This window comes from Hydrogenophaga sp. (genome assembly GCF_018780385.1).
Classification (GTDB): domain Bacteria; phylum Pseudomonadota; class Gammaproteobacteria; order Burkholderiales; family Burkholderiaceae_C; genus Hydrogenophaga.
Genome location: NZ_JADMJO010000110.1, coordinates 1 through 11876, shown reverse-complemented (window position 1 = coordinate 11876; position 11876 = coordinate 1). Strand labels below are relative to the sequence as shown.

Genomic DNA, 11876 nt, shown 5'->3' with positions numbered 1-11876 from the left:
GGCCTGTACCGCGCGGCCAGCGTGGCGCTGGTCACGCCGCTGCGCGACGGCATGAATCTGGTGGCCAAGGAATTCGTGGCCGCTCAGGACCCGGACGACCCCGGCGTGCTGGTGCTCTCGCGCTTTGCCGGTGCGGCCGAGCAGATGCGAGACGCCTTGCTGGTCAATCCGTACGACACCACCCGCACCGCTGAGACGATCCAGCGTGCCTTGCAGATGCCGCTGGACGAACGCCAACGTCGCCACCAGGCGCTGCTGGCGGGCATCCGCGAGCAGGACGTGCACTGGTGGCGCAAACGCTACCTGGCCGCGCTGGCCGAGGCCTGACTTTGGAGCACCGGGGTGATTGCCCCGCCTGCTGGCAGGGCCGGTGAGGCTGTGACACGATGCGGCGATCAGGAGCCCACCATGACCGCTCGCAACCCCCTCAACCGCCCCTTGGCCGACGGCATCCAGCGGGTGGGTTTTCGCAAGTGGTACGAGCGCGAACTGCTGTCCAGCCACGCGCACATGGCGCTGGCCTTGATATCCGCGGTGGCCATGATGGCCAGCTTTGAAGCGTTTGGCGGCGCCAGCACCGGCGAAAAACTCATGAACACCGCCTTCGTGCTGGTGACTGCGGCCATCGCGCTGTGGTCCCTGCGCCGCTACCTCTACTTGCTCATGCACGCCGAAGAGATCGCCAACCAGGCCAACTGCGCGCAGTGCCAGGCCTATGGTTTGCTCAAGCTGCAGGACGTGCAGGACCGGCGGTTGACGGCCCAGCGGCTGGTGCCGGTGTGCTGCAAACGTTGCGGCTTCCGCTGGAACCTTGAAGACGATTGAAGTCACGTGCCCCCACGCTCCCCCGCTGCGCGTGGTCCGCTGCCCCCCGAGGGGGCTGATACGCCTTGGGGCGGCCCGGCGGCGGATCGCCCACCCACCCAGCGATTCCATGACTGGATAATCTGGCGATGGCACACCTCCTGATCGTCGAAGACGATGAACTCCTGCGCGACGGGCTCAGTGCCCAGCTCATGCAAGCTGGCCACCGCATCAGCACCGCCGAGGACGGCCAGGTCGCGCTCGACCTGCTGCAGGCCGAGCCGTTCGACGGTGTGGTGCTCGACCTGGGTCTGCCCCGGGTGGACGGTCTCACCGTGCTGCGCACGTTGCGCCAGCGCCTGCCAGCCCTGCCCGTGCTGGTACTCACCGCGCGTGATGGCGTTGAAGACCGCGTGGCTGGCCTGAATGCCGGCGCCGACGACTACCTCACCAAACCCTTCAGCCTCGACGAGTTGCAGGCCCGACTGCAGGCCCTGCTGCGCCGCGCCAACCTGCCTTCGGCGAGCGCGAGCGATCCCGGCGAAGCCAACCACCCGCTGCGCCTCGACGCTGATCTGCAACGCGCCTGGCTTGGTCAGGAAGCCATCGACCTCACCCCCCGCGAATGGACCCTGCTGGACCTGCTGGTGCGCCACACCGGTCGCGTGGTCAGCCGGGACGATGTGCTGAGTGCCTGGCAGACTGTGCCCGGGGAGACGGGCGCGCTGGCCTCCAACGCGCTGGAGGTGTATGTGCACCGGCTGCGCCGCAAGCTCACCGGCTCACCGCTGAACATCCGCAACATCCGCGGCCTGGGCTACTTGCTCGAAAAGACCACCGAATAAAGGGCCACTTGAGCAAGCCCTCGCTCCTGTCGCTGCGCCGCCAGCTGCTGCTGTGGTTGCTGTTGCCGCAGCTGGTGCTGTGGGCCGGTGGCGGCCTGCTCACCTACCGCACCGCGCTGAGCTACGCCGAAAAGGCCATCGACCAGTCGCTCATGCAGTCGGTGCGCGCACTGGCACGGCAGGTCAAGCCCATCGGCTCGGGCCTCTTGATCGACTTCCCGCGCGCGGCGCAAGACGTGCTGGCGCAGGACCCCGGCGACCCAGTGAGTTATCTGGTGACCTCACCTCCCGGCCAGTTCCTGCTGGGCAATCCGCGCCTGCCCGCTCCACCCGATGCGCCCACGCGCTTCGGCGAACCCATGCTCTACCGCGCCACGCTGGACAGACAGCCGCTGCGCATCGTGGCCATGGACGTGAGCTACGGCGAAGACAGCGCGCCCCAGACCCTGCGCGTGCAGGTGGGCAAAGGCACGGCCGCGCAGCAGCAGATCGCGCGCGAACTGGTGGCCGATCTGCTGGTGCCCTTGCTGGCCATCGGCGTGCTGCTGAGCCTGCTGGTGTACGGCGGCATCCGCCGGGGCCTTGCCCCGCTCAAACGCCTCACCGGCCAGTTGGAGAACCGTTCGATCAACGCGCTCTCACCCATCGGCATGACACAGGCACCCAGCGAAGTGCACGCCCTGGTCCAGGCCGTCAACGGCTTGCTGGGCGAAGTGGAGCGCAGCGTGGTGCAGGAGAAGCGCTTCATCAACGACGCTGCCCACCAGTTGCGCACGCCACTGGCCGGGCTCATCAGCCAGGTGGAGCTGGCGCAGCGGGAAACACACGACCCGGTGCTGGGCGCGCGCCTGGCCAAGGTGCTCACCGGCGCCGAACGCAGCGCCCACCTGGTGCACCAGTTGCTCACACTGGCCAGAAACGAAACCCAGGCCCGGCGCGAGCCGCTGGATCTGGCCGAACTGGCGCGGGATGTGGCCCGCGAATGGACCCCACGCGCCATGGCCGCCGGCGTTGACCTGGGCTATGAAGGTGTTGAGCACCTGCCCCTGGAAGGTGACGCACTGCAACTGCGCGAGGCCCTGGCCAACCTCATTGACAACGCGCTGCGTTACACACCGCGCGGCAGCAGCGTCACCCTGGAGGTCACTGCGCGCGGCTCAGGCGCTGAACTCGCGGTCGAAGACAACGGCCCCGGGCTCACCGACGAAGAGATGGCCCATGTGTTCCAGCGCTTCTGGCGCGCCAGCGAATTGCCCGGCGGCTGTGGGCTGGGCCTGGCCATCGTGCGCGAGATCGCGCGGCGGCATGGCGGTGATGCGGTGGTGGAGCGAGCGACACCGCACGGTCTGCGCGTGGTGCTCCAGCTCGGTTGACCGAGGCGGTCAGCCGAACACCGAGTCGCTCTCGGCGTGTGCGCTGCCGACGAAGACGCGCAGCACGGTGCCTTCACCGTCCTGCTCCCACAGCCGGCCCTGCACGGTGAACTGCCGCCCACCCAGCCGGAACACGTCGCCGGTGGCCGGCGCCACGCCGTGACCGCGCCAGAAATCGGGCACGGCGAGTGAGGCGCGTCGCATCCAGGTCTGGTCTTCGGGGTTGAACACGAGGGCAATGCGCAGGGTGGACTGGCTCATGGTGGCTCCTGAGGTGTGGGAAGGTGCAGACGCCAAGCTTAGCGCTGGCACCGGGCACCGGGCGGCCCGGCCCCGCGCTCAGAGCATCCGCTGCCCGGAGCTGGGCTCGAACCAGTTCACGTGCAGCGCCTGCACCTCCAGCCCCACGCGCTCGCCGGGCGCCACGCGCACCTGCGGCGCGGTGCGCACCGTCACGTCGCCGGCCTCGGTCCTGATCACCACGAAGGTATCGGCACCGGTGGGCTCGACCACGCTGACCTCGCCGCGCCAGGGCGCGCTGTCGGTCAGGGTGATGTGCTCGGGCCGCAAGCCCATCAGCGCAGCGGCACTGCCCTCGCCCGGGCAGGCCAGTGGCAGGTCGGCACCGGCGATGCTGAAGCCGCGCCCCGCCTCGGCCGTGCTGCGCCCGGGCACCAGGTTCATGGTGGGTGAGCCGATGAAGGTGGCGACGTAGGTGTTGGCCGGGCGGTTGTAGATCTCGTCGGGCGTGCCGAGCTGCTGCAGGATGCCGTCCTTCATCACGGCGATGCGGCTGCCCAGCGTCATGGCCTCGATCTGGTCGTGCGTCACGTACACGCTGGTGATGCCGCTGGCCTGGTGCAGGCGTTTGATCTCGGCGCGCATCTCCACGCGCAGCTTGGCGTCCAGGTTGGACAGCGGCTCGTCGAACAGGAACAGCTGCGGCTGGCGCGCCAGGGCCCGGCCCATGGCCACGCGCTGGCGCTGACCGCCCGAGAGCTGGCTCGGCCGACGGTCCAGCAGGTGTTCGATCTGCAGCATGGCGGCCACCTCGGCGATGCGCCGCTGGCGCTCGGGCTTGGGCACCTTGCGCATCTCCAGCGCGAAACCGATGTTGTCGGCCACGCTCATGGTGGGGTAGAGCGCGTAGCTCTGGAACACCATGGCGATGTCGCGCTGCGCGGGCGCCACGCCCACCACGTCACGGCCTGCGATGCGGATCTCGCCTTCTGTGGGGTCTTCGAGCCCCGCGATGATGCTCAGCAGGGTGGACTTGCCGCAGCCCGAAGGCCCGACCAGGATGAGGAATTCGCCCGGGGCCACGGCGATGTCGATCTTCTTCAAGACCTCGACCTGCCTGTCGCCCTTGCCGAAACATTTGCGTACGCCCCGGATGTCGAGCGCGGATGCGGAAGTTGCCGCCATGGAGTTCAACCTTTCACCGCGCCAGCCGTCAGGCCGCGCACAAAGTAACGGCCCGCGAGCACGTAGACCGCCACCGTGGGCAGCGCGGCGATCAGGGCGCCGGCCATGTCCACGTTGTAGGCCTTCACGCTGCTGGTGGTGTTGGCCAGGTTGTTCAGGCCCACCGTGACGGGTTTGGAATCGGCGCCGCTGAAGGCCACGCCGAAGAGGAAGTCGTTCCAGATCTGGGTGAACTGCCAGATGAGGGTGACCATGACGATGGGCGTGGACATGGGCACGATGATGCGCAGGAAGATCTGCCAGAAACCCGCGCCATCGAGCTTGGCGGCCTGCAGCAGCTCGCCCGGCACGGCCGCGTAATAGTTGCGAAAAAAGAGCGTGGTGCTGGGCAGGCCGGCGAGGCAATGCACCAGGATCAACCCACCAATGGAGCTGGAAAGACCCATCCAACCCAGCACCTGGCTCATGGGCAGCAACACCACCTGAAAAGGCATGAACACGCCGAACAGCAGCAGACCGAAAAAGGTCTCGCTGCCACGAAATTTCCACAGACTCAGCACATAGCCGTTGAGCGCGCCCCAGGTGGTGGAAATCAGCACCGCGGGGATGGCCATGAACACCGAGTTCCAGAAAAAGGGTTGCAGGCCATTGCAGTCCACGCCCGTGCAGGCGCTCGACCACGCCTGGCCCCAGGCCGAGAAGTTGAGGCTGCCCGGCAGGCTGAGCAGGTTGCCGTTGCGGATCTCTTCGGCGTCCTTGAAGGAGGTGGCGAGCATCACGTAGAGCGGCGCGAGGAAGAACGCGGCGCCGACCAGCAAGGTGGTCATGAGCACGAAGCGGCCCAGCACGTTGCGCTTACCGGTCATGGGGCTTGCTCCGCAGTTCGCTGTAGAGATACGGCACGATGATGGCGGCCACGGTGGCCAGCATGATGGTGGCGCTGGCCGCGCCCAGACCGATCTGGCCTCGGCTGAAGCTCATGGCGAACATGAAGGTGGCGGGCACGTCGGTGGCGTAACCCGGGCCGCCCGAGGTGAGTGCCATGACCAGATCGAAGCTCTTGATGGCCAGGTGGGCCAGCACCATGAGCGTGGAGAAGAACACCGGGCTGAGCGCGGGCAGCACGATGCGCAGGTAGATGCGGGGCAACGAGGCGCCGTCGATCTGCGCGGCCTTGATGATGCTGTCGTCGATGCCGCGCAGGCCGGCCAGAAACAGCGCCATGGCAAAGCCCGCCGACTGCCACACGCCGGCAATCACCACGCAATAGATGGCCATGTCGGACTGCACCAGCCAGTCGAAAGTGAAGCTGGTCCAGCCCATGTCCTGCACCATCTTCTGCAGGCCCTCGCTGGGATTGAGGATCCATTTCCATGCGGTGCCGGTCACCACGAAGGACAACGCCATCGGGTACAGATAAACGGTGCGGATGAAGCCTTCACCGCGCACTTTCTGGTCGAGCAGGATCGCCAGAAAAATGCCCAGCGCCATGGAGAGGCCCACGTAGAGCACGCCGAAGATGGCGAGGTTCTTCAGCGCCACCCACCAGCGGTCCATCTCCCACAGCCGGGCGTACTGCGCCAACCCGACCAGCTCGTAGTTGGGCAGCATGCGCGAGGCCGTCACCGAGAGCAGGCCGTTCCAGGCCATGAAGCCGTAGATGAAGGCCAGCCCCAGCACGAAGGCCGGTGCGAGCACCAGCCGCGGCAGGATGTGGTCGATGTTGTTTTTCATGGCGCGGCAGGTGCAAGCCCCCAAGGGCCTGCACCTGTTTCACGAGGCCTGGCTTACTTGGCGGCCGCGGCTTGGGCGATGCGCTTCTGCGCGTCGGCCACGCTGAGCTTGTCGTCGTTCCAGAACTGGGTCACCACGTCCTGGATCGCGCCCTGCTTGGCCGGCTCCACCGCCATGCCGTGGGCAATCGACGGCACCAGGCCACCCGACTTGGCGGTGTCCACGAAATCCTTGGCCGAGAGCTTGGCGCAGTCATCAAACTTGCTCATGTCGTGACCCAGGCGCACCGGGATGGAACCCTTGTTCTGGTTGAACACCTCCTGGAACCCGGTGCTCAGGATCGCCGAGGCCAGATCGCCCTGCGCCTTCTGCGCGGCCTCGTCCTTGAGCTTGAACATGATGAAGGAGTCGACGTTGAAGGTGTAGGCGTTGGCCGTGCCGGGTGCTGCGGCGCAGAGGAACCCTTCACCGGGTTTCTGGCCCGCGGCGGTGAACTCGCCCTTGGCCCAGTCGCCCATGAACTGGAAGCCGGCCTTGCCTTGAATCACGGTGGCGGTGGTCATGTTCCAGTCGCGCCCCGTTGAGGCGGCGTCGGTGTAGCCCTTGAGCTTGCGGAAGGTGGTGAGCGCCTTCGTCATGGTGGGGCTGGTCAGGGCTGCGGGGTCGAGCTTCACGAACGCGTCGGTGTAGAACTGCGGGCCACCGACGCCGAGCACGACCGACTCGAACACGGTGAAGTCCTGCCAGTTCTGGCCGCCGTGGGCCAGCGCCACGTTGCCCGACTTCTTGATCTTGTCGGCCGCGACGAAGAACTCGTCCCAGGTCTTGGGCATGCCTTCCACACCCGCCTTCTTCAACACCTCGGGGTTGGCCCACATCCAGTTGACGCGGTGCACGTTGACCGGCGCGGCCACGTAGCTGCCCTTGGACTTCATCACGTCGGCCACCACTTTGGGCAACAGCTCGTCCCATTTCTCGGCCTGGGCCACGCTGTCGATGCTGGTCAGCATGCCTTCATTGGCCCATTCCTGGATGGCCGGGCCCTTGACCTGGGCGGCGGTGGGCGGGTTGCCCGAAACGGCGCGGCTCTTGAGCACGGTCATGGCGTTTTCACCACCACCGCCGGCCACGGCGAAGTCTTTCCACAGGTGACCCTTGGCTTCCAGCATGGCCTTGAGCTCGGCGGCCGACTTGGCTTCGCCGCCCGAGGTCCAGTAGTGCAGCACTTCCACCGTCTGCTGGGGCGCAGCCGCGGGAGCGGCGGCCGGCGCCGGGGTGGCGGCCACGGGCGCGGCCTCGTCTTTTTTGCCGCAAGCGGTGGCGAGCATGGCGGCCACAAGGGCCGCACCGAGCGTGACGGGGAATTTCATGGATGTCTCCGAAAGTGGGCCTGCGGCCTTGTGAATGAACCCGGCGGGCGTCCACCGAACAGACGTCGGTCTCGCCGAGGTCGTTCATTTTTCATTAATTAATTAATGATCACATCCGGAAAAACCCGCAGACCGCGGGCGCGATGCGGGTCAACGCAGGGCGGAAAGCGCCCGCGCGGCGCCCAGCAGGGCGGGTGATTGCGCCGACGTGATCACCCACACGGGCACATCCTTGAGGTAGGTCTGGAAGCGGCCTTTGGACTGGAAACGGTCGCGAAATGGGGAGGTATCAAACCAGCTGCCCAGGCGCGGCACGATGCCGCCGCCGATGTAGACCCCACCGCGCGCACCCAGCGTGAGCGCCAGGTTGCCGGCCACCGAACCCAGCATGGCGCACAGCATGTTCAGCGCCTCCAGCGCCTGGGGCTGGCGGGCCTGCAAGGCCGCGTCGGCCACGGAGGCGGCCGTGCTCATGCCGCTCAGGGCCACACCGTCGGCTTCGCACAGCAGCGTGAAGGCGTCGACCAGGCCCTGGCCGCTGCACAGCCGCTCCGCCGAGGCGCGGCCATACAGCCGCATGAGACCGTCCATCACCAGCCGTTCGCGCGCGCTCACCGCCGGCAGTGTCACGTGGCCACCCTCGCCCTCCAGCGGCACCCAGCCGCCTGCGCCGTCGGGCAGCAGACCAGACACCCCCAGACCGGTGCCCGCACCGAGCAAGGCCCTGGCTTTGTCGGGGTCGCCCACCCCGCCGCCGATCTGGCGCAGCTCGCTGGCCGGCAGGTCGGGCAGGGCCAGGGCGAGGGCGGTGAAATCGTTGAGCAGGCGCAGGTGGGCCAGACCGAACTCGGCCTTCACCGCGGCCTGCGAGAAAGCCCAGTGGTGGTTGGTCATGCGGACCTGGTCCCCGGTGATCGGGTTGGCGATGGCGATCGCCGCCAGGGCCGGCCGACCTCGGCCCTGGCCCTCGAGGTAGGCGCGCATGGCGGCCTGCAGCGTCGGAAAATCGGCGCAGGCCAACACGCGCACATCGGTCACCGGCGCGCCGGCACCGCTTTGCCAGGCAAAACGGGCGTTGGTGCCGCCCACATCGGCCAGCAAGCGGCCGGTCTCGGAAACGTCAGGGGACATGGCGGTGTGCCTCCGTGGTTGCGCGGCGCCTGGGGCAGGCTGCGCAAAGCGGCGGATGATAGCCCGGCCGCTGCGGCGCGGCCACCGGGGTCAACCCGCGCGCTGTGAGCGCGCCCAACGCACGATGTCCGCCGCACCCATGGCGCCGGGCTGGCGCGCCACCTCGCGCCCACCCACAAACAGCGCGAGGGTGGGAATGCTGCGGATCTGCAGCCGCGCGCCGAGCTGCTGCGCCTCTTCGGTGTTCACCTTGGCCAGGCGCATGTGGGGTTCAAGCTCGCGCGCGGCGGCTTCGAACTGCGGCGCCATCGCACGGCACGGGCCACACCAGGGCGCCCAGAAATCCACCAGCACCGGCACCTGGGAGCGGGCGATGTGTTTGTCGAATGCCGCCTCGTCCAGCGCCACCGGGTGGCCGGTGAACAGCGGCTTGTGGCACTTGCCGCAGTCGGGCGCCTGCGAGAGGCTGGCCTGCGCCACGCGGTTGGTGGTGTGGCAATGGGGGCAGACGATGTGCAGGAGGTCGGTGCTCATGGTCAAGCAGTTGGTGGCCGGCGCGCGAAATGCAAGCGTTTCAGACCAGGTAGCTGATGAGGCTGGCCAGCATGCTCAGCACGATGGTGGTGGCGAAGGGCAGGTTCCAGTCGCGCCCGAAGGCCTTGAACCGCACGTCGCCCGGCAACCGGCCGAAGCCCAGGCGCCGCAGCATCGGCGTGAACCAGCTGATGAGCAGCAGCGCCAGGAAGATCACGATCATCCAGCGGATCACAGATGCTCCTACAGCCGGTGGGTCCGGTCGCCAGCGCTGAAGCCCAGCGGCAGCCAGCCTTGCGCGCTGGCGGCGGGCACCAGCGCCATCACCTTGAACAGCTCGCCCATCTCGTGTTCGTTGAGCAGCTTCTGCATCATCGCGTTCTGTCGCGTGTCGGCGGACTGAGCCAGCTGCAGCAGGCCGCTGTTGAGCAGGAAACGACCCTGGCTCGTGTAGCCCAGCACCGCCATGCCGGCGTCCTGCGCGGCCAGGGCGATGCCGGTGAAGTTCACGTGTGCGGTGATGTCCTTCTGGCCCACATCGGCCAACGGATCGCTGTCGCTGCGGTGGGCGCGGTGGCACATCAGCGTGCCCATGTGGCGCTGCGGATGAAAGTACTCGGCCTCGGGAAAGCCGTAGTCGAGGAAAAACGCCGCACCACAGTGCAGCCGGTCGGCCAGGGTGCGCACGAAGGCCTCGGCCTGGGGGTGGATTTCGGTGAGGTAGTCGTGCTCGCCAGGCACTTCCACGGGTGGGCGCAGGTCGGTGGGCCGGTCGGCCCAGGCCAGCTGGCCTTCGTTCCACGCCACGCCACGCTCGAACCACACGCCTCCCACGCGCGCCAGCAACTGCACCGGCATGGCGTCAAGCACCTCGTTGCCCAGCACCACGCCCTCCATGCGCTCGGGCAGCGCGTCCACCCAGCGCACCACGCCCGCGTGCGCAGCCAGGGTGGCGCGCTGGCGCTCGCGCAGGCTGCCCGAGAGATCGACGATGGTGTAGCGGCGCAGCGGCCGGCCCTGGTCGGCCAGGGCTTCAATCACCTGCAGCGCCAGCGCCCCGGTGCCGGCGCCGAACTCCCACACCTCGTCGGTGGCGGTGGCATCCAGGGCCTGGGCCACCTGGCGGGCCAGGGTGTGGCCGAAGAGCGGGGTGAGTTCGGGTGCGGTCACGAAGTCGCTGCCGCCCGCTGGCGTGTGGCCGAATTTGGGTGCTGTGTTCGCGTAGTAGCCCAGGCCGGACTCGTACAAGGCCATCGCCATGAAGCGGTCAAAGGGCAGCCAGCCCCCGGCCTGTACGATGGCCCCGACCACCCGTTGCAGGAGGTCGCTCGTTAAACTCGTCGGTTCTGTTGCCATGGGGGTCTGCACCCCCGGATTGTCGCCCAATGCCCTCCTCTGCATTCCCCGCCACCGCTGAAGCACGCACCGTGCTTGTGACCGGCGCCGGCAAGCGCCTGGGCCGCGACATCGCGCTCACGCTGGCGCGTGCCGGCTGGAACGTGGCCGTGCACCACCGCCACTCGGCTTCCGATGCGCAGCACACCGCCACCGAGTGCGACGTCCTCACCGGCCGCCCCGGCAGTGCCGCGACCTTCTTCGCCGATCTGGCCGATGAAGCCAATGTGCGCGCGCTGCTGCCGGCCGTGGTGGTGCGCTTCGGGCAGATCGACGCGGTGGTCAACAGCGCCTCCACCTTCGAGAACGACAGCGCCGCGAGCTTCGGTTTTGCCGCCATGGAAACCCACCTGCGAGCCAACACCGGTGCGGCCGTGTTGCTCGCCCAAGCCCTGCACGCACACCTGAGCGCGCGCGACGCGCGAGGCGCCGTGGTCAACCTGCTCGACCAGAAGCTCTGGAACATGAATCCGGATTTCTTCAGCTACACGCTCTCCAAGGCCGCGCTGGAAGCCGCCAACACCATGCTGGCGCTGGCGCTGGCGCCGCGCGTGCGGGTGGTGGGCGTGGCACCCGGTCTCACGCTCACCAGCCACCTGCTGAGCGACGAGCAGTTCGCCGCCCTGCACCAGCAGTCCCCGCTGGGCCGCTCTTCAACCGCCGAAGACGTGGCCGCCACCGTGGCCTTCGCGCTGACCAATTCGTCCATCACCGGCACCACGCTGCTGGTGGACGGCGGCCAGCACCTCATGCGCTTCGAGCGCGATTTTTCGCTCATGTAACCCGGACCGATGCCCATGAACGCCACCTACGCCGGCACCCAGATCCTCACGCTCAGCGGTTTGCGCTTCGACGCCAGCCTGGGCATCCTCGACATCGAAAAATCGGCGCCGCAGCCGATCCAGGTGGACGCCGAACTCAACCAGGGCACGCAGCCCCTGCTGCCGCACGACGACGACATCGGCCACGTGCTCGACTACCGCAAGGTGCGCCAGATCATCATCGACGAGTGCACAGCCGAACACGTGAACCTGCTGGAGAGCCTGATCGGCAAACTCACGCGCCGGCTGATGCAGATGCCCGGCGTGATCGGCGTGCGCGTGAAGATCGCCAAGCTGGAGATTTTTGAAGACTGCGAAGTCGCGATCCGAATGGAAAGCGGACAGTGGTGAGGACGCCCATGAACACCGAACACGAAAACCACAAACTTGAAAAACGCCTGTGCCGCGAGGTCGGCCGCGCGATCGTGGACTACAACATGATCG

At 67.6% G+C, this 11876-nt stretch carries 15 protein-coding genes; 6 read left to right on the top strand and 9 right to left on the bottom strand.

Annotation, left to right across the window (positions count from 1 at the left end; translation table 11 throughout):
- From IV113_RS22965 to IV113_RS22950, 4 genes are all read left to right on the top strand, one after another.
- Nucleotides 1-327: trehalose-6-phosphate synthase (locus IV113_RS22965; RefSeq protein WP_291090107.1), on the top strand; the 327-nt coding region annotated here is incomplete at its 5' end.
- Nucleotides 328-408: 81 nt separating this feature from the next.
- Entirely contained in the window at nt 409-825 is a 417-nt protein-coding gene (locus IV113_RS22960; RefSeq protein ID WP_291090104.1) for a hypothetical protein, read from the top strand.
- A 128-nt stretch (nt 826-953) separates the two neighbouring features.
- Nucleotides 954-1649, top strand: a complete 696-nt coding sequence (locus IV113_RS22955; protein ID WP_291090101.1) for a response regulator transcription factor — start codon at nt 954-956, stop codon at nt 1647-1649.
- Nucleotides 1650-1657: 8 nt separating this feature from the next.
- The gene (locus tag IV113_RS22950) at nt 1658-3022 is read left to right on the top strand and encodes a sensor histidine kinase (protein ID WP_291090098.1); all 1365 of its coding nucleotides are present in this window, start codon (nt 1658-1660) and stop codon (nt 3020-3022) included.
- Between the two features lie 9 nt (nt 3023-3031).
- Here the strand turns inward: IV113_RS22950 and IV113_RS22945 are convergent, their stop codons facing one another.
- The 9 genes from IV113_RS22945 to IV113_RS22905 all read right to left on the bottom strand — a co-directional run bounded on the left by IV113_RS22945 (nt 3032) and on the right by IV113_RS22905 (nt 10572).
- Nucleotides 3032-3283, bottom strand: coding sequence for a hypothetical protein (locus tag IV113_RS22945; protein WP_291090095.1), 252 nt, complete (start codon nt 3281-3283; stop codon nt 3032-3034).
- Nucleotides 3284-3361: 78 nt separating this feature from the next.
- Nucleotides 3362-4447, bottom strand: coding sequence for a sn-glycerol-3-phosphate ABC transporter ATP-binding protein UgpC (ugpC, locus tag IV113_RS22940; RefSeq protein WP_291090092.1), 1086 nt, complete (start codon nt 4445-4447; stop codon nt 3362-3364).
- A gap of 5 nt (nt 4448-4452) precedes the next feature.
- On the bottom strand, nt 4453-5313 hold the full coding sequence (locus IV113_RS22935) for a carbohydrate ABC transporter permease (protein ID WP_291090089.1): 861 nt from the start codon (nt 5311-5313) through the stop codon (nt 4453-4455).
- Nucleotides 5303-6181: a sugar ABC transporter permease gene (locus IV113_RS22930; RefSeq protein WP_291090086.1), complete on the bottom strand. Its 879-nt coding sequence runs from the start codon at nt 6179-6181 to the stop codon at nt 5303-5305. Before IV113_RS22930 ends, IV113_RS22935 begins: the two co-directional genes overlap by 11 nt.
- A 53-nt stretch (nt 6182-6234) precedes the next feature.
- On the bottom strand, nt 6235-7551 hold the full coding sequence (locus IV113_RS22925) for an ABC transporter substrate-binding protein (RefSeq protein WP_291090084.1): 1317 nt from the start codon (nt 7549-7551) through the stop codon (nt 6235-6237).
- Nucleotides 7552-7701: 150 nt separating this feature from the next.
- Nucleotides 7702-8682: a glucokinase gene (gene glk, locus IV113_RS22920; RefSeq protein ID WP_291090081.1), complete on the bottom strand. Its 981-nt coding sequence runs from the start codon at nt 8680-8682 to the stop codon at nt 7702-7704.
- 90 nt (nt 8683-8772) lie between these two features.
- Nucleotides 8773-9216 carry a thioredoxin TrxC gene (trxC, locus tag IV113_RS22915; RefSeq protein WP_291090077.1) on the bottom strand — a complete coding sequence of 148 codons (444 nt, stop codon included), beginning with the start codon at nt 9214-9216 and terminating at the stop codon, nt 8773-8775.
- A gap of 40 nt (nt 9217-9256) precedes the next feature.
- A complete protein-coding gene (locus IV113_RS22910) occupies nt 9257-9451 on the bottom strand; it encodes a DUF2905 domain-containing protein (RefSeq protein WP_056268090.1) in 195 nt (64 codons plus the stop codon).
- Nucleotides 9452-9459: 8 nt separating this feature from the next.
- Nucleotides 9460-10572, bottom strand: a complete 1113-nt coding sequence (locus IV113_RS22905; protein ID WP_291090071.1) for an SAM-dependent methyltransferase — start codon at nt 10570-10572, stop codon at nt 9460-9462.
- A 29-nt stretch (nt 10573-10601) separates the two neighbouring features.
- On the opposite strand from IV113_RS22905, the gene IV113_RS22900 reads away from it, so the two are divergent.
- Together IV113_RS22900 and IV113_RS22895 are read left to right on the top strand one after the other, a co-directional pair.
- Nucleotides 10602-11393, top strand: a complete 792-nt coding sequence (locus IV113_RS22900) for an SDR family oxidoreductase (protein ID WP_291090068.1) — start codon at nt 10602-10604, stop codon at nt 11391-11393.
- Between the two features lie 9 nt (nt 11394-11402).
- Complete coding sequence (locus IV113_RS22895; protein ID WP_291090065.1) at nt 11403-11783, top strand: dihydroneopterin aldolase; 381 nt, start codon at nt 11403-11405, stop codon at nt 11781-11783.
- The last annotated feature ends 93 nt before the right edge of the window (nt 11784-11876 follow it).